Here is an 18407-nt window from a genome sequence, read left to right on the forward strand (position 1 = left end):
TGACCTGTAAACGGATTTTAACGGGTAGCTGGCTGCGCCTTTTCAGGGCGGATTGCACCGTTAAAGGGCAGGTTTGCGGCTAACCCGCCATACTCAAAATGATCAGGGTGCGCAATATTGAGTAGCAACCGTTTGCATTTGCTCCGCAAACGGTTGCTAAGCAAGCTGAGGCCATTTTTGTTGCGCAAATTCTTTTTTTTGACTTATTCAACTGATATTTAAGGAATTTGTCCTATTTCAATTCTGGCACGCAGGTTGCAAAGAATTATTCAGATAAACATCTGCAGATATTAAATCGCGCTTTCAGAAAGGACTACCCATGCTTTCAGCAACCGACACGGCGATACGCGCCAGCTTCTTTGACTTTACCGGCGTGGTGGATCGTCCCGACGACCTGGCCGGCCAGGCCCGCTATCTTGAGGATGCGGTGCTGCTGCTGCGTGATGGATGCGTAGTGGGGCTGGATAGCTGGGAGAATAGCGAGGCGATGCTGGCTGGGCATCCGGTCATCGACCTGCGCGGCAGACTGATCGTGCCGGGCTTTGTCGATACCCACATTCACTATCCGCAGACAGAGATGATTGGTGCATTTGGCGAACAGCTGCTGGAGTGGCTGAATCACTACACCTTCCCGGTTGAAGCGCAGTATCACTGTCCCGATCATGCTGCGCGGATGTCCGCTTTTTTCCTGCATCAGCTGCTTTCCAACGGCACCACCAGCGCGCTGGTGTTTGGCACCGTCCATCCACAATCGGTGGAGGCGCTGTTCAGCGCCGCCGAAGCGCTGAACATGCGGCTGATTGCCGGGAAAGTGATGATGGATCGTAATGCGCCCGACAACCTGACCGAAACGCCGGAACAAAGCTACCAGCAGACCCGGGCGCTGATTGAGCGCTGGCACCTGCGTGGACGCCTGAGCTACGCCCTGACGCCGCGCTTTGCGCCGACCTCATCCCCACAGCTGCTGGAAAAAGTGCAGCAGCTGCGTCAGGAGTTTCCGGATACCTGGCTGCATACCCATCTCAGCGAAAACCCGCAGGAGGTCGCCTGGGTCAAAGAACTGTTCCCGGAGCGTGAAGGCTATCTGGATGTTTATCATCATCACCAGCTGACCGGCCGCCGCAGCGTCTTTGCTCACTGTCTGCATCTGGAAGAGAACGAATGGCAGTGTCTGCACGATACCGATTCGTCCATTGCTTTCTGTCCCACCTCAAACCTGTTTCTCGGTAGCGGCCTGTTTAACCTGAAACGCAGCTGGCAGCAGGGGGTAAAAGTGGGGATCGGCACCGATGTCGGGGCGGGCACTACCTTTAATATGCTGCAGACCCTGGGTGAAGCCTACAAGGTGGGCCAGCTGCAGCACTACCGGCTCAGCGCGGCCGAAGCCTTTTATCACGCCACGCTGGGCGGGGCGCGTGCGCTGGATCTCGACCACGTCATCGGAAATTTCAACATTGGTAAAGAAGCGGATTTTGTGGTGCTGGACCCGGCAGTTTCTGCCCTGCAGCAACTGCGCATCGGCAATAGCAAAGATATCTGGGAAAAACTGTTTGTATTAATGACGCTCGGCGACGACCGCAATATTGCCCAGACCTGGGTTGCCGGTCGTCCGGTCTGGCAGCGCGACGCACAGGAGCAAGCCGCATGATCCAGTTTCTGTTAAACAACCAGCTGGTCAGCGAGGACACGCTCGACCCCAACCTCACGGTACTCAACTACCTGCGCACCCGTCAGCAACGCCCTGGCACCAAAGAGGGCTGTGCATCTGGCGACTGTGGCGCCTGCAGCGTGACCCTGGGCAAAGCCGTCGGGGGAGCGATGCAGTATGAAACGGTCAACAGCTGCCTGACGCTGGTCTCCGCGTTACAGGGTAAGCAGCTGATCACGGTTGAGGATCTGCGTCACGGCCGCGCACTGCATCCGGCGCAGCAGGCGATGGTCGACTGTCACGGTTCGCAATGCGGATTCTGCACGCCAGGCTTTGTGATGTCGCTGTTCAGCCTGCAAAAAAACGCTTCGGGCTGGAATCGCCATCAGGCAGAAACTGCGCTGGCAGGCAACCTCTGCCGCTGCACCGGCTACCGGCCGATTATGGCGGCGGCCGAACAGCTCTGCTCGCAGCCGGTGACAGACCAGTTCGATCAAGGTGCCGCAGCAACCGTGCAGCGGCTTGAGGCGCTGGCAACCCCGGAGATGCAGGAATTAGGGGGTGAAGGCCGCCGCTGCTTCCTGCCAAAAACCCCGGCTCAGCTGGCGGCGATCTATCTGGCGCATCCGGAGGCGAGGCTGATTGCCGGTGGCACCGATCTCAGCCTGCAGATTACCCAGCAGCATAAAAGAATACCGTTGCTGATTGCGCTGGAGCAGGTTGCCGCGCTCAAAGTCTGCAGCGAATTTGATGACCACTACCTGCTGGGCGCTGGGGCTTCGCTGCAGCAGGTCAGCGAATTTCTTGCCAGCCGCATTCCCGGCGTCAGCGAGATGCTGCAACGCTTTGCCTCGCTGCAAATCCGTCTGCAGGGCACATTAGGCGGCAACATCGGCAACGCTTCCCCCATTGGCGACGCCTCGCCGGCGCTGCTGGCCCTGAACGCCAGCCTGTTGTTACAGCACGGTGAGCAGCAGCGCAGCCTGCCGCTGGATCAGTTCTTTACTGACTATCGCCAGACCCGGCTCGAAAAAGGGGAGTTTATTCGTGCTATTCGCATCGATAAGGTGACGGTGTCACCTGATTTTGTGGCCTGGAAAGTGTCCAAACGGCTGGACGATGATATCTCCGCCGTGTTCGCCGCCTTTAATCTGCAGATTGAACAGGGCGTGGTCAGCAGTGCCCGTATCGCCTTTGGCGGCATGGCGGCCACACCGCAGCGTGCCCGTCACTGTGAACAGGCACTCATCGGTCAGTCACTGAATGCCGTGACGGTGTCACGTGCAGCCGCGGCGCTGGCAGAGGACTTCCAGCCGCTTTCCGATTTCCGCGCCAGCAGTGACTATCGTCTGCAGGTCGCGCGCAACCTGCTGCGCCGCTACTGGCATCGCCACAACGGCGAAATAACCTGTATCGAGGTGGCCCGCTATGTCTCATAACCGTCCTGAACTCAACGAAGAGGTCATTAAGGCGCAGTATGCCGCTGATTTACAGAGCGGCGTTGGTCGCAGTAACCGCCATGAGAGCGCGGAAAAACATGTCTCCGGCGAGGCGCGTTTTATCGATGACAAGCCAGAGCTGCCGGGTCTGCTGCATCTCTGTCCGCGCCTGAGTGAGTATGCTCATGCGCGCATCCTGCATATTGATGTGCAGCCCTGTTATGCCGTTCCCGGCGTCGTCAGCGTCCTGACCTGGCAGGATGTGCCGGGAATCAATGATGTCGGGCCGCTGGAGCCGGGCGACCCGCTGCTGGCCCATGACAAAGTAGAGTATCTGGGACAGATCGTGATCGCGGTGGCGGCGGATTCCCCCGAGGCTGCCCGCCTTGGTGCGGCCGCTGCGGTAATTGAATATGAGGTGCTGGAACCGCTGCTGGATGTGGAACAGGCGCTGGCTCAGGGCAGCTTTGTGCAGGAACCTCACATTCACCAGCGCGGTGATGTGGAAGCGGCCCTGGCGCGTGCGCCGCATCGGGTCAGTGGGGCGTTTCACATTGGCGGCCAGGAGCATTTCTATCTGGAAACCCAGACGGCAATGGTTATTCCCGGTGAAGATCAGCAGTTGCAGGTCTTCTCCTCAACCCAGAACCCCACCGAAGTGCAGAAACTGGTGGCGGAAGTGATGGGCATCAGCCTGAATCAGGTGACGATAGATATGCGCCGGATGGGCGGTGGCTTTGGTGGTAAAGAGACGCAGGCGGCCGGTGTCGCCTGTCTCTGTGCCATCGTGGCGCGCCAGACCGGCCGGGCGGCGAAGATGCGGCTTTCACGTCGCGACGATATGCGCGTCACCGGCAAACGCCATCCGTTCTTTGTGCGCTACGAAGCGGGCGTTGAAGAGGATGGGCGTCTGTGCGGCATCAAAATCGATCTGGCCGGAAACTGCGGTTATTCGCTGGATCTTAGCGGATCGATTGTCGATCGTGCCATGTTCCACGCCGATAACGCCTATTACCTCGGTGATGCGCGGGTAACCGGCTATCGCTGTCGCACTAACACCGCCTCAAACACCGCCTATCGGGGTTTTGGCGGGCCACAGGGCATGGTGGCGATTGAACAGATCATGGATCACATCGCCCGTGAGCGCGGGCTGGATCCGCTGGCGCTGCGCAAGCGTAACTACTATGGCAAGCAGGATCGCAACATCACTCATTACCACCAGCAGGTAGAGGATAACCTGCTGGATGAGATTACCGAACAGCTGGAGCAGAGCAGCGACTACCAGGCTCGCCGCGCAGAGATTAAGGCGTTTAATGCCCGCAGTCCGCTGCTGAAACGCGGTCTGGCGCTGACGCCGGTGAAATTCGGCATCTCCTTTACCTCCAGCTTTCTCAATCAGGCGGGGGCGCTGATCCTGATCTACACCGACGGCACGGTGCAGCTTAACCACGGCGGCACCGAGATGGGCCAGGGCCTGAACACCAAGGTGATTCAGATTGTCGCCGAAGTGCTGCAGATTGAGATCGATAAAATTCAGATCACTGCCACCGACACCGGCAAAGTGCCCAACACCTCGCCAACCGCGGCCTCCAGCGGGGCTGACCTCAATGGCAAAGCGGCGCAGAATGGTGCTGAGATCCTGCGCGACCGCATGACCGCCATGCTCTGCGAGCTACACCAGTGCGACGCGTCGGCGGTGAGCTTCCGTAACGGGGTGGTGCGCGCCGGGGATAAACATTACACCTTCGCCGAGGTGGCGAAGCTGGCGTGGCTGAATCAGGTGCCGCTCTCCGCCACCGGCTACTACCGCGTGCCGGGAATTCATTACGACCGGGTCGCGGGTCGCGGGACGCCGTTCTATTACTACGCTTACGGTGCAGCCTGCTGTGAAGTGGTGATTGATACTCTGACCGGCGAATCCCGCCTGCTGCGCGCCGACATTCTGCATGACGTCGGCGCCTCGCTGAATCCGGCCATCGACATCGGCCAGGTTGAAGGTGGCTTTGTGCAGGGCGTCGGCTGGCTTACCTGCGAAGAGCTGGTGTGGAGTGATAAAGGCCAGCTGCTGACCGATGGCCCGGCGAGCTACAAAATTCCTGCCATCAGCGACGTTCCGGCGGACCTGCGGGTCACGCTGGTGGAGAACCGCAAAAACCCTAAAGACACGGTGTTCCACTCCAAGGCCGTTGGTGAACCGCCGTTTATGCTGGGCATCGCCGCCTGGTGTGCCCTGCAGGATGCGGTCGCCAGCGTCTCCGACTACCGGCAGCACCCGCTGCTGGACGCGCCCGCCACGCCGGAGCGCATCTTCTGGGGCGTGCAGCGCCTGACGGGAGGGGTTGATGATTTATCATGACTGGATTGGCGTGCTGCATCAGTTGCGTGAAAAACGTCAGAGCTGCGTATTAATCACCGTGCTCAGTGAGCACGGTTCGGTGCCGCGCGACAGCGGCAGCAAAATGGTGGTGACGCAGCAGGAGAGTTATCTCACCATCGGTGGCGGTCATCTGGAGTTTGAGTGCATCGCCCAGGCCAGGGCGATGCTGCAGCGCGGGGCGACCGCGCCACACACCGAGGATTTCAGCCTGGGCGCACGGCTTGGCCAGTGCTGCGGCGGCAAAACCACGCTGCTGTTTGAGCCGCTGCTGCAGGCGCAGCCGGAGATCTACCTTTTTGGCGCAGGCCATGTGGGACAGGCGCTGGTCAACCTGCTGTCAACGTTACCCTGTCACATAAACTGGATCGACAGTCGTCCGGCGCAGTTCAGCCACGTTCCCGCTGGCGTGGTGACACTGCAGCCGGACGATCCGCTCGACTGCGTAGCACAGGCACCCGCAGGCAGCTACTTCATCATCATGACCCATCATCATCCCCTCGACTTCGAACTGTGCGAGGCTGTGCTGAAGCGCGGCGATTTCCGCTATGCCGGGGTGATCGGTTCTGAAACGAAAAACCAGCGTTTCCGCTACAGGCTGGCGGGCAAGGGCGTCGCGAGCGAACCGCTGGCGCGCCTGCGCTGTCCGATTGGCCTGCCGGACGTCAAAGGCAAGCTGCCCGCCGAGATTGCGGTGGCGATTGCCGGTGAAATCATCAGCGTTTATCAGCAGCACGTCGCCTGAGTTGTCGCCTGCGCGGCAACCTGTCAGGATAAGACTTTGCGATGCCCACCAGGAGCGAACCATGAACGCCCGTCAGAATCCCTTCTTTAGCGTCAGCACACTGCCTTACCAGACACCTCCTTTTGATCAGATTGAGGAGCAGGATTTCCTGCCCGCACTGCAGGCGGGCATTGAGGAGAAGCGTCAGGAGATCGAGGCGATCGCACTGAACAGCGACGCGCCCAGCTTTTTCAACACTTATGAGGCGCTGGAGAGGAGCGGACAGCTGCTCAACCGGGTGAATCTGGTGTTCAGTGCCATGACCTCGGCGCATACCAGCCCGTATCTGCAGCAGGTGGATGAGGAGATTGCGCCTCAGCTCACCGCGCTCAATGATGACATTATGCTTAACCGTCCGCTGTTTTCGCGGCTCGATGCGGTCTATCTGCAGCGCGCTAAACTGGATGCCGAATCAAAACGGCTGGTCGAGGTGATCTGGCAGCGCTTTCAGCTGGCGGGGGCCAATCTGCCGGAAGCGCAGAAACAGCAGCTTAAGGCACTGAATCAGGAAGCGGCCCGCCTCGGTACCCGCTTCACCAACAAATTGCTGGCCGCCACTAAAGCGGGCGGGCTGGTCGTCGATGATCTGCAGAAGCTGGCGGGACTGTCACCAGCCGATCTGGCGGTGGCGCAGGCGGAAGCGCAGGCACGCGGACTGGAAAAGCGCTGGCTGCTGGTGCTGCAAAACACCACCCAGCAACCCGCACTTCAGAGCCTGGCCGATCGCGCAACCCGTGAAGCGCTGTTTAAGGCGGGCGTGACGCGCACTGAAAAAGGCGATGAGAACGACACCCGCGAGCTGGTATTACGTCTGGCGCAGGTCAGGGCCGAGCAGGCGCGGCTGCTGGGATTTGCCAGCTATGCCGAGTGGAAGTTGCAGGATCAGATGGCCAAAACGCCTAAGGCGGCGCTGGCGTTTATGCATAACATCGTGCCTGCCGCACGCGGTCGCGCGGAGCGTGAAGCGGCGGCTATTCAGCAGACCATTGACCAGCAGCAGGGCGACTTTACCCTGCAGGCCTGGGACTGGCGTTTTTATGCCGAACAGGTGCGGCGTGCCCGTTACGATCTGGATGAGAGCCAGATTAAGCCCTATTTTGAACTGAACTCGGTGCTGCAGAATGGCGTGTTCTGGGCAGCGACGCAGCTTTATGGCATCCGTTTCACGCCGCGACAGGATCTGCCGGTTTACCATCCCGACGTCCAGGTCTATGAGATTTTTGACGCTGATGAGACCCCGCTGGCGCTGTTTTACACCGACTTCTTTAAGCGCGACAGCAAAGGCGGCGGTGCCTGGATGAGCAACTTCGTCAACCAGTCCACGCTGCTCGACAGCAAACCGGTGATCTACAACGTCTGTAACTACACCAAACCGCCAGCCGGTGAACCGGCGCTGCTGAGCTGGGACGACGTTATCACGATGTTTCACGAGTTCGGTCACACGCTGCACGGTCTGTTTGCCAGCCAGCGCTATCCGAGCCTGTCGGGAACGGAAACCCCGCGCGATTTCGTTGAGTTTCCTTCGCAGATCAACGAGCACTGGGCCAGCGAGCCAGCGGTGTTCCGCAACTACGCCCGCCACTATCAGACTCAGGCGCTGATGCCCGCTGAGCTGCATGAAAAAATCGTCCGGGCCGCCACGTTCAACAAAGGCTATGAGATGAGCGAGCTGCTGGCTGCCGCGCTGCTGGATCTACACTGGCACAGCCTTAACCGTGATTCCGCGCCGCAATGCGTGGAGGGATTCGAGCAGCAGGCGTTACAGAGCGATAATCTGGCGCTGACGGCGGTGCCGCCGCGCTATCGTTCCAGCTATTTCCAGCACATCTGGGGCGGTGGCTATGCAGCAGGTTATTACGCCTATATCTGGACGCAGATGCTCGCCGACGATGGCTACCAGTGGTTTGCGGAACAGGGCGGACTGACGCGTGAGAATGGCGACCTCTTCCGACAGAAAATTCTGTCGCGGGGGAACAGCAGCGATCTCAAAACACTGTATGAAAGCTGGCGGGGCGGGCCTCCGCAGCTTGAGCCCATGCTGAAAAATCGCGGTCTGTCGGAGTCATAACCAAAAGGGCTGTCACGCTGACTAATGCTGGTCAGTTAAGATTAGATTTGTAAAGGCTGTCACGGTCAAACGTGGCAGCTTTTTTTCCGGGCGAGCGAGCCGCAGTGCGGGCCAGCGCACCTCTGCTGCTGCCGGGCCGTCCTCGCGCCGCTCACGCAGTACCTTCGGCTTTGACGGCGTGCCGACGAACCGTTCGGGGATCGGCCCTCCGTCAGGCAGAGGAATGAAGTGAAGGAACCGCGCAGCGGCGCGAGGACCGCCAGCCCCTGTCCGGCACCAGACTGCGCTATCATCTGTCGCTTAACTGACTGGCATTACTCACGCTGACAGCCCTTTTTGATTGGTTTTAGCCCAGCGGGCCACCTTCAATGGTTTCGCACATTCCGGCCAGCACCCGTTCACCGGTTTCGCTTTTCAGAGAGTCATACCATTCTGCCGTGATTGCCGGATCGCGCGCATGGGTGACGTCACAGCGTTTGCGCGCTTTCAGCACCAGATCTTTTACCCGTTCAACCCGTCGCGCCTGATAGCGCAGCAGTGCATCTTCAATACCCAGTGAATGAGAAGCCAGCGTCGAGGCCAGTACCACGGCATCTTCCATCGCCGCGCAGCCGCCCTGACCGATATCGGGCGTGGTGCTGTGGGCAGCATCGCCCAGCAGGGCCACACGTCCTTTAACAAAGCGGCTGAAAGGTTCGATGTCGTGGATCTCAACCCGATTGGTGGTGTCAGGATTGATTGCCGCGATCAGCTGCTGTACCGGCTCCGCCCAGCCCTTAAAATAGCTGGTTAAGTCCGCTTTCACCGTGCTGCGATCCTGCGGCAGTCCCTTCGGCAGCGGCACATCAAAGAAGAAGTAGAATCGATTGCCGCTGACCGGCATCAGCGACACCCGCTTGCCGTCACCGACAAAGGTGGTCCACTGATCGGCGGGCGCAATCCTCTCATCTATAGTGACCAGGCCATTCCAGTTAACGTAACCGGCGTAACGTCGTTCCAGTTTCTGCTCCAGCACATACTCTCGGATCACCGAATGGGTGCCATCGGCGGCAATCAGGAAATCGCCGGTGGCCTGAGTGTTGTCGGAAAAGGTGGCAATCACGCCACTGCCGGTCTGCTCGACCTGGATCACCCGCTTACCAAACTGCACCCGTTCACGCCCGAAGGTATCAATCAGCATCGCCTGCAGTTCTGCCCGCGCCACCGGACAGGGATATTCGCCAACCTGCTGCACCAGCGGCGCCATACTGAAGCGGGTCAGGGGCGCGCCGGTGGTGCCATCGTGATAGGCCATATAGGCCATGTTCCCGCCCAGCTCACGCAGCGCGGTTTTCATGCCCAGCGCATTCAGGCATTTAACCCCGTTGGGCCAGATGGAAATCGCCGCGCCGACGGGCTTCATCTCCTTTACGGCTTCAAAGGCCTCAACGTCAATTCCGGATTTCTCCAGCGCAATGGCACTACTCATGCCGCCAATACCGCCACCAATCACGATTGCTTTCATATTGCTCTCCTGTCTGCATACGTCAGTTCCTGCAACTTTTGTACCAGAGAGGTGGTTGTAGGGTTTATGATTTAAATAATAATATAAATCATAGGCTTAATTCGTGTATGGGGCATCTGGCACCCGTCTGCCTCTTAAGCTGATGCACTGAATTGTGGCAAACGGGCGTGCAAAAAGGGTGCGGCTATAACCGTGCTGCATCATTTGTTTCATTATCGCCCGTCTGTGTCCGTGATAATCATCAGCCAGTGGAACGCGCCGGGCACTTTTCAGCATGGTCATTATTATTACTTTAAAAGTTATTAACTAAAGCCCTCAGCCGCCTGGTTAATATTCCTGACAATTAATTAAACATTTACATAACAAATGGCGCAAATATTTCCCGGAAAATAATCGTTATATTCAATAAGGGTTTAGCCTGACACAGTTAAACACACCTGTTAATAAAAAATGAAAATTCATAACCAGACACAACTATGACTGTTTTAGCACCGTGCGCAATCATTAGCAAAAGCGTTAAGACCGCGTCATTACGGGCTTTTAGGATATTGCTCAGACCCGACAGTCACGATCACGTGATATAGATCACTCCGGACACAAGGACTCTGGAAGGCGAACATGAAAATTGGAATCACGAATAACCAGTATCCGGAGCAGCGTAATATCTTAGTTAATCCGGATAACGAATATATCAATCTGAAAAAGAGCAATCTGTTCTACTTTATTAACCCGCTACGAACCCGATTGCTCAAAAAAAATAAAACCTTTGTCTTTCAGCCTGTGCCTTTTTCAGGGGCATCGCGGGCTGACATCCTGCATCTGTTCAATGAAGTTGCGATAACCCCTCAGAAGTGGGTCGCGTCGTTTGAAACGGAGCTGCCGCGTGTGTTGCCGGTAGCGGGCGTCGCCAAGCAGGATAACCCCGAGCTGAAACGCCTCATTCCTTATCTGTTAAAAGATAACTGCCTGGGGCTGATTGCCATCTCAGATGCCACCCTGAACATTCAGATGAAACTGTTCAGGCCGGATATTGCCCAGCAAATCCGCCGTAAAACCCTGGTGCTGCATCCGCCGCAGAAGCTGTTTATCCAGCAGAAAGCGCCGCGTCAGCCCGGTATTCTGAAACTGACTTTTGCCGGTAACGAGTTCTACCGCAAAGGCGGGGCTGAAGTCGTGCTGGCGATCAGTGAGCTGATTGAAGAGCGTAAACTGGAAGAGTCGCAGCTGGATGTGCAGCTGATTGGCGATCTCGCCAAGCGTCGTAACGTGGCGCACCGCCAGTTCCAGGATGATGAGACGTTCTATAGTGGCATTGAGAACCGCATCAAACGCTATCGCTGCTTCACGCATCATTCCCAGATGGATAACGGCGCCCTGATGCAGCTGTTCCGCCAGAGCGATGCCGGACTGCTACCAACCTGGCAGGAGACGTACGGTTTCTCGGTACTGGAGATGCAGGCTAACGGCTGCCCGGTGATCACCAGCAACGTGCGCGCGTTGCCAGAGATTAATCCTGCCAGCGCAGGCTGGGTGATTGCGAGTCCGCTTAACGCCGACCGTGAATACAGTATTACCTCGCCAGAGCAGAAAACGCAGCTACGCCAGTCGCTGGTGGAGGGGCTGAAATCGATACTGCTCGCTATTATCGAACTTCCTGAGATGCTGCAGGAGAAAGGTGAGGCGGCGATTCTGCGCATCAAAGATCAGCATGACACCCAGCGTTACATTGCCCGGCTCAACGATATCTACAGCCGTGGCGTGATTAATGTCACTCAACATCCCCCTGTGGTCTCAATTTGATTAGATTTCTCTGACGGGGCGCGCCAGACTGGCCATACTTAGTGCAGCGTCCCTCTGGAGAACTCTTATGAAAATGATCATCAGCCTGCTGCTGTCTGGATTACTGGGCAGCAGCGCCTTCGCTCAGCCCGCACCGCTTTTTCCGGCCCGCGCGCCCCTGGCACAGCTGACGCCCGTCGCTGCCCGCTGCGATGTCTCCGCCTGTCAGACCAACTGCTACACAGAACAATCGCACTGCAACACCCGGGACAACGGTGGCTGCAGTTCTCAGGCTCAGATGTGCGTGCAGGCCTGTGCCGACCAGTGTAAATAATTTAATTCAGTGAAGAATCCCTTAGTTGCCAATGAAAAAGTCTTTGTTTTATCTCGCGTTATTCTCACTTTCTGCCAGCTGTGTCGCCGCCGATCTCTCTTCACAGCAGGTTACTTCTCTGGTTAAAGCCGCGATCGAACCGCTGATGGAGCAGCAGGAGATCCCCGGCATGTCGGTGGCGGTGCTTTACAAAGGCCGGGCGCAGTTTGTGAACTTCGGCGTGGCCGATCTCGAATCACGCCGCCGGGTCACGGAAAACACGCTGTTTGAGCTGGGTTCAGTGAGCAAAACCTTTACCGGTACCCTGGCCGGCGTCATGATCCGCAACGGCGAAATACGCCTTAACGATCCGGTGCAGAAGTACTGGCCGCAGCTGACCGGTGAGCAGTGGCGTCCGGTGCGGATGCTGCATCTGGCGACCTATACCGCGGGCGGCCTGCCTTTACAGTTGCCGGATGATGTCACCGATCAGGCTTCGCTGCTGCGTTTCTATCAGGAATGGCAGCCAGAAGCAGCGCCCGGCACGCTCCGGCAGTACTCTAACGCCAGCATCGGTCTGTTTGGTTCGCTGATGGTGAAGGGTGATTATGAGCAGGCGATGGCGCGAAATGTGTTTCAGCCACTGCGTCTGACGCGCACCTATATCACCGTGCCGCCCTCAATGATGCTGGACTACGCCTGGGGCTATAAAAATGGCCAGCCGGTACGGGTTTCACCCGGCATGCTGGATGCAGAAGCCTACGGCGTTAAATCCACCGCGCGTGACATGCTCACCTTTATGCAGGCGAATGTGGATCCTAACCGCCTCTCTTCGGGGAACGCCGTGCTGCGTAATGCCATTCGCACCGCGCAGGCGCGCTACTTCAAAGTCGGCACTCTGTTTCAGGGACTGGGCTGGGAGATCTACGACTGGCCGGTTACTGCCGATACGCTGATGGGCGACAGCGATAATGGTGTTGCGCTGCAACCCCGCCCGGCGACGCTGCTCAATCCGGTCGGGCCGTCGCAGAGCGCCAGCTGGGTGCATAAAACCGGTGCAACCAATGGATTTGGTGCCTATATCGCCTTTATTCCTGAGAGGAACAGCGGCGTCGTGATACTCGCCAACAAGAATTACCCTAATCCGCTGCGTATAAAGGCGGCGTGGCAGATTCTGCAGGCGTTACAGCAGGAGAGGCCTGAGTAACAGGCATCACGCTTGCTCAGCGACAGGGTAAAGCTGGCACCGCCTGTTCATTTGCGCTAAAATAAAAATCAAATGAACAGGAGGCTGCTATGTCTATCGCCATCTACACACCCGCTCAGCATCGACGCGACAATTCGCTGCTGCATGCCCTTAATCTGCCGGAAACACTGCCGGATGCGCACCAGCGTATTGCGGTCGGGTTCAGCAGCGGCGTGCTGAAACGCACGGCGTCGCTGTCCACCTTTGACGAGGGCTGGCTGTGTCGTCTGGCGGGCATTGATCGCACCACCTACAACCGCAAAGTCAAAGATCCGCAGCAGACCTTTTCGCCCGATCAGAGCGGACGAATCTACATGCTGATCCGCGTCCTCTCTGCCGCCAGCAAACTGTTTCGCGACGACAGGCAGCGTCTGGTGCAGTGGCTGGAAACGCCCGCCAAAGCGCTGGGCGGTAAGAAACCGGCGGAGATGACCACCACGGTGGCGGGGGCAGAAGCGGTAATTAACCTGATTGGCCAGCTTGAGCATGGCGTGATTACCTGATGGCGGTACGTTTCTTTCGCCTGGTGAAGAGTGAGTATGCGATGAGCGCCTTTGATGGTTTTGGTGCCCGCACTTACGGGGGGCGCTGGAATTCCGTGGGAACGGTCTGTGTCTATATGGGATCAAGCCGGGCGCTCTGTGTACTTGAGGCGCTGGTTCATCTCACCATTCAGGATCTGTCACACGACTACTCAATGCTGTCGATTAGCGTACCTGAATCGCTGATTACCGAGCTCTCGCTGGAGGCACTCCCCGATGACTGGCAGGCCGATCCTGCACCATCGTCCACGCGGCAGATCGGTGACGACTGGCTTGCCAGCCCGGATAACGGCCTGGTGCTGAAGGTACCCAGCACGCTGACCGGTGAGTGGAATGCGCTGTTCAATCCCCGTCATCCGGCAGCGGCTGGCATCATCAGTAAGGTGGTGGTGGAGCCATTTTTCTTCGATCCGCGTTTCCGGCTGCAGTAGGGCGCGGATTCGCCACTTTCCTTACCGCAACATCTCTCATCACGCTGGTGCCTGCGATTCCGATAGCGCCTGCGCCGCACAGATCAGCGCCAGATGACTCAGCCCCTGCGGCATATTGCCGCGCCAGCTCTGGCTGCGGACGTCATACATCTCATTGAAGATATCGACGTTACCGTGGCCGTTCAGCGTAGCCAGGATCTCCTGCATCGCCTGTTCTGCCTCATCCGTCTCACCCATCTCTGCCCAGGCTTCCACCAGCCAGAAGGCGCAGGCGAGAAAGGTACTCTCTTCTTCTCTGACCCCGCTGTAGCGGTAGAGCATGGCGCTGCCGTCACCCAGTTTTTGCCGGATCGCACGGTAGGTCGACAGCATCCGCTGCGGGTTGACCGCATTGCCGTAGCCATGAACCAGCGCCAGCGATGCGTCGAGGCGATCGTCACTGCCGGCGTAAAAGAGATAAGCCTGCTGTTGCTCTGACCAGCAGTGCGACTCAATCCAGTCGCGGATACGGTCACGTTCCCGCTGCCAGCGCCCCAGCCAGGTCGGTTCGATATGCTGGCTTTCTGCCAGCGCCACCGCCCGATCCAGCGCCATCCAGCAGGCCATTTTGGAGTGGGTGTAGTGTTGCAGCTCCGGCAGTTCCCAGATGCCACAATCCTTCTGCCGCCAGTGATCGGCGCAGCAGTTCGCCAGCTCGCCCAGCATGCGCGAGGTGGTGATATCCAGCACGTGTCCCGCCTCGATAAAATGCTGCGCGGTGACCAGCATGTCGCCATACATACTGAGCTGCAACTGATCACGGGCATTATTGCCGACCCGCACCGGCTGAGAGTTCTGATAGCCGCTCAGCGGCGGATAACGCTCGGCAGGGACCTCATCACCATTCAGGGCATAGCAGGCGCGCAGCCTGACGCCGTGGCGCATGATAGTCTGCGACAGCCAGGAAAAGGCCGCCTTACAATCTTCCAGCGCTCCGAGATAGACGAAGGCTTTAATAATCAGGCAGGCGTCGCGCACCCAGGCGTAGCGGTAATCATAATTTTTCTCGCCGCCGATCCCCTCCGGCAGCGAGGTGGTGGCAGCAGCAGCCAGCGCGCCGGTCGGGGAGTACCAGAGAAACTTCAGCGACAGGGCAGAGCGCTTCACCAGCGCCGGGTAGCTGCCCTCATAACTCAGGCTCTCCACCCAGCTGGTCCAGCCGGTGTGGCTGGTTTCAATCCGCTGATCGATAGCCTCCAGCGGCGGCACCGCCAGCGGCTCTTTCTCGGTAATCAGCAGCGCGCAGAGCGAGCGGGAACCGGCAGCGGTGCGCAGCGTGGCGCAGACCTGCTCGTCATCCAGCTCTGTGATCTGAATATCTTCACTGGTGCGCAGCATCGCCATGATCTCCGCGATGTGAAACACCTTGCCTTTCTCATTATCGGCCACCCACGGTGAACGGGTTTCGGCGGCGGTGCCGAAGCGCAGGGTGATCGCTAATTCCACTTCACCGCTGACGCCCTCTATGCGGCGAGCCAGTTCGCACCAGGGCAGACGGCCCGCCAGCGTGCTGTTAATCGATTCGGTCAGCAGCACGGTGCCGTCGCGGGTTTCGAAGCGGGTCTCCAGCACGTTGCTGTTATCGCGGTAGCGGCGTGAGACCTGATAAGGCGCACGCGGGACAATCTGGAAGTAGCCACCGAGTCCGGCATCAAGCAGGCGATCAAACAGGGGCTTTGCGTCGAGATTGGGCGCGCACCACCAGTCAATTGAACCGTCCGGCGCAATCAGCGCGACTGAACGGCCTTCACCAATGGCGGCATAATCACCCAGGCCCGCAAAGCCCTCTTTTCTGACCGGCGAATGAAAGATCGGGTTTTCCATAATCTGCTTCCTTATATCACGGTGGCGAGGGCTCTTAAGCGGGGCAAAAGCGGGACAAAAAAATGGCCGCGTTATGCGGCCACCTGAGTGAGACTACAGCGTGCCGGTGCCGCCATCAGAACACCAGACCTGCCCGGAGGAGTAACTGCTCTCGGTTGAGGCCAGGGTAACGTAGAGCGGGGCGATCTCAACCGGCTGGCCCGGACGACCCATCGGTGAGTCGGCGCCAAACTGCTTCACTTTCTCCATCGGCTGTCCGCCGCTGGACTGCAGCACGGTCCAGTATGGCCCTGGCGCGACGGCGTTAACCCGGATGCCGTCGCCACCCAGCTGCTTCGCCAGGGACTTGGTAAAGGCGACGATGGCCGCTTTGGTCTGCGCATAGTCGAGCAGAATATCGCTGGGTTTAAACGCCTGTACGGACGAGGTATTAATAATAGACGCACCACGTGGCAGATATTCCAGCGCCGCTTTGGTGATCCAGAACATCGCATAAACGTTGGTTTTAAACGTCGCGTCAAAATCTTCCGTACTCAGGGTTCGGATGGACTCATTAAATTGCTGACGACCGGCGTTATTAACCAGAATATCCAGGCCACCTAATTTATCGGCTGCCTCTTTAACCAGCTGCTGACAGAATTCTTCAGAACGAATATCGCCCGGAATAGCAAAAACTTTACGGCCTTCCGCTTCGATTAATTTAATCACTTCATCGGCGTCGGGCTGTTCTTCCGGCAGGTAGTTAATCACCACATCTGCACCTTCACGGGCATAAGCGATAGCCACCGCGCGGCCAATACCGGAGTCGCCGCCGGTGATCAGCGCCTTGCGGCCGGTCAGTCGGCCCGTACCGCGATAGCTGGTTTCACCGTGATCGGGAACCGGGATCATTTTGCTGGCCAGGCCTGGCGCCTGTTGTGGCTGGTCCTCAAAAGGAGGTTTAGGAAATTGATCCAGATCGAGCGTCTTGTTAGTTGGTGTAGCCATTGTATGCTCCTTGAACAGAGTTATCTGAGACATTAAGCCTGGCACAAATGTGATATTTGTCACATCTGACTGCTGATTCATTGAGCAGTTAAAACCAGAAGAACTTAATAATGCAGATAAAGCGTAGACAGAAAATCGGCACACTGTGCAGTAGCGTCCGATTATTTTTCAGTGCAGGGGTGAGATATTTAAAGCGAAGCGTAAGAACGGTTGTGGATTATTTCAGGGCGTAATCACATAGCGGCAGAAAATAAAGCAGGGTGGTTAACCGCCGCGTACCGAACCGCGCCAGACCACATCTACCGGATATATTCTGCGCTCCTGCTGCTGTTCATTTTTGGGCATCAGTGTCTCCGGTTGCGCTTCCGTCTCCACCAGCCAGGCAATGGCGTCGCGGGCGAACTGTTCCACCGGCTGCGCAAAGGTCGTGAGGTTGTAAGAGGCCCAGCCCGACTGCGCGATATTATCATGTCCGATGATGCAGAGATCGTCCGGAATACGCAGCGCAAAGCGGTGACGCGCCTCATCCATAAAGCCGCAGGCGAGCAGGTCGGTGGCACAGTAAACCGCGTCAGGGCGAACTTTACGCGTCAGCAGACGCTGGGCCAGAATCTGGCCGCTTTCGTAAGAGGTGGTGCCGAACTGCTCCACCTGGACCGTGACGCCCACTTTCTGCGCTGCGGCCAGAAAATCCGCTTCGCGCTTCAGCAGACTCGGCGTTCCCGCCAGTGAATTGACAAAGGCGATGCGGCTGCATCCCGCCCGCACAAACGCGTTAACCGCCATTTCTGCGGCGGGGCGGGAGTCGAGATTGATACTGAGCGTGCCGGGCAGGGACTCGTCGCGGTTAATCAGCACCAGATGCTGACCATGTTTGTAGCAGAGCCGGGTAATGCCGCTGTCCGGCATGCCGGAGAGAATAATCGAAGCGTCGGCGCGAAAATTAATCGCCTGCTGCAGCGCGGCGGAAACGCGCGCATCGGATCGGTCAGTGTTAATCAGCATCGCCACTTTTCCTGCTTCCTGCAGATACTGGGTCATCCAGCGCACCAGGCTGGCACGGTAGGGCGTGTCCACCTCGGAGGCAATTAAGCAGACGATGCCGCTGCGGTTGCGCACCAGGCCGCGCGCCAGATGATTGACGTGATAGCCTAGTTCCTCCGCCGCTTTCATCACCCGCTGACGGGTAGCATCTGACACGCTGGCCCCTGGTGTAAAGGTGCGGGAGACCGCTGAACGGGAGACGCCCGCCCGGTCAGCCACATCCTGTGCACTCACCACCGCCTTAAGCTGCTGCATGTTCTCTCCTCGCCTGACATTGTCTGCACTGAGTTTGCCTGAAGTTGCAAGGCTGTGCAAAAAATACAGGCGGGCGAAAGGTTTCAAATTTGTGACAGCGACTGACAATTGCTTAACAACTGAATTGACA

General features: G+C 58.0%; 14 protein-coding genes. 10 read left to right on the forward strand and 4 right to left on the reverse strand.

Annotated elements, in window-relative coordinates:
* The first annotated feature begins 319 nt into the window (after positions 1-319).
* From guaD to dcp, 5 genes are all read left to right on the forward strand, one after another.
* Positions 320-1648, forward strand: coding sequence for a guanine deaminase (guaD, locus tag EPG66_RS02120; RefSeq protein WP_143990226.1), 1329 nt, complete (start codon positions 320-322; stop codon positions 1646-1648).
* Entirely contained in the window at positions 1645-3087 is a 1443-nt protein-coding gene (xdhA, locus tag EPG66_RS02125) for a xanthine dehydrogenase small subunit (protein WP_182685842.1), read from the forward strand. The genes guaD and xdhA overlap by 4 nt, the downstream gene beginning before the upstream one ends.
* Positions 3077-5443 (forward strand): xanthine dehydrogenase molybdopterin binding subunit, encoded by a 2367-nt coding sequence (xdhB, locus tag EPG66_RS02130; RefSeq protein WP_163792864.1) that lies wholly within the window; start codon positions 3077-3079, stop codon positions 5441-5443. The genes xdhA and xdhB overlap by 11 nt, the downstream gene beginning before the upstream one ends.
* On the forward strand, positions 5430-6206 hold the full coding sequence (gene xdhC, locus EPG66_RS02135) for a xanthine dehydrogenase accessory protein XdhC (RefSeq protein WP_109650402.1): 777 nt from the start codon (positions 5430-5432) through the stop codon (positions 6204-6206). Before xdhB ends, xdhC begins: the two co-directional genes overlap by 14 nt.
* Positions 6207-6267: 61 nt before the next feature.
* A complete protein-coding gene (dcp, locus tag EPG66_RS02140) occupies positions 6268-8313 on the forward strand; it encodes a peptidyl-dipeptidase Dcp (protein WP_182685844.1) in 2046 nt (681 codons plus the stop codon).
* A gap of 346 nt (positions 8314-8659) precedes the next feature.
* On the opposite strand, the gene hpxO is transcribed toward dcp, so the two are convergent.
* A complete protein-coding gene (gene hpxO, locus EPG66_RS02145; protein WP_182685846.1) occupies positions 8660-9817 on the reverse strand; it encodes an FAD-dependent urate hydroxylase HpxO in 1158 nt (385 codons plus the stop codon).
* Between the two features lie 618 nt (positions 9818-10435).
* Here hpxO and EPG66_RS02150 point away from each other — a divergent pair.
* From EPG66_RS02150 to EPG66_RS02170, 5 genes are all read left to right on the forward strand, one after another.
* Positions 10436-11617, forward strand: a complete 1182-nt coding sequence (locus tag EPG66_RS02150; protein ID WP_069026293.1) for a glycosyltransferase family 4 protein — start codon at positions 10436-10438, stop codon at positions 11615-11617.
* Positions 11618-11684: 67 nt separating this feature from the next.
* Positions 11685-11930: a hypothetical protein gene (locus EPG66_RS02155; RefSeq protein WP_022625634.1), complete on the forward strand. Its 246-nt coding sequence runs from the start codon at positions 11685-11687 to the stop codon at positions 11928-11930.
* 31 nt (positions 11931-11961) lie between these two features.
* Positions 11962-13116 (forward strand): class C beta-lactamase, encoded by a 1155-nt coding sequence (gene ampC, locus EPG66_RS02160; protein ID WP_033787839.1) that lies wholly within the window; start codon positions 11962-11964, stop codon positions 13114-13116.
* An 89-nt stretch (positions 13117-13205) separates the two neighbouring features.
* Positions 13206-13658 (forward strand): type II RES/Xre toxin-antitoxin system antitoxin, encoded by a 453-nt coding sequence (parS, locus tag EPG66_RS02165; protein ID WP_010244850.1) that lies wholly within the window; start codon positions 13206-13208, stop codon positions 13656-13658.
* Positions 13658-14128, forward strand: coding sequence for an RES family NAD+ phosphorylase (locus EPG66_RS02170; RefSeq protein WP_031592364.1), 471 nt, complete (start codon positions 13658-13660; stop codon positions 14126-14128). The genes parS and EPG66_RS02170 overlap by 1 nt, the downstream gene beginning before the upstream one ends.
* Before the next feature lie 39 nt (positions 14129-14167).
* Here EPG66_RS02170 and EPG66_RS02175 read toward each other — a convergent pair whose 3' ends face one another.
* From EPG66_RS02175 to EPG66_RS02185, 3 genes are all read right to left on the reverse strand, one after another.
* Positions 14168-15991 carry a glycoside hydrolase family 15 protein gene (locus EPG66_RS02175; protein ID WP_031592363.1) on the reverse strand — a complete coding sequence of 608 codons (1824 nt, stop codon included), beginning with the start codon at positions 15989-15991 and terminating at the stop codon, positions 14168-14170.
* 93 nt (positions 15992-16084) lie between these two features.
* Positions 16085-16978: an SDR family oxidoreductase gene (locus EPG66_RS02180; RefSeq protein WP_010670164.1), complete on the reverse strand. Its 894-nt coding sequence runs from the start codon at positions 16976-16978 to the stop codon at positions 16085-16087.
* A gap of 264 nt (positions 16979-17242) precedes the next feature.
* The gene (locus tag EPG66_RS02185) at positions 17243-18277 is read right to left on the reverse strand and encodes a LacI family DNA-binding transcriptional regulator (protein ID WP_069026289.1); all 1035 of its coding nucleotides are present in this window, start codon (positions 18275-18277) and stop codon (positions 17243-17245) included.
* Between the last annotated feature and the right edge of the window lie 130 nt (positions 18278-18407).

This window comes from Pantoea pleuroti (assembly GCF_014156615.1).
Taxonomy (GTDB): Bacteria; Pseudomonadota; Gammaproteobacteria; order Enterobacterales; family Enterobacteriaceae; genus Pantoea; species Pantoea agglomerans.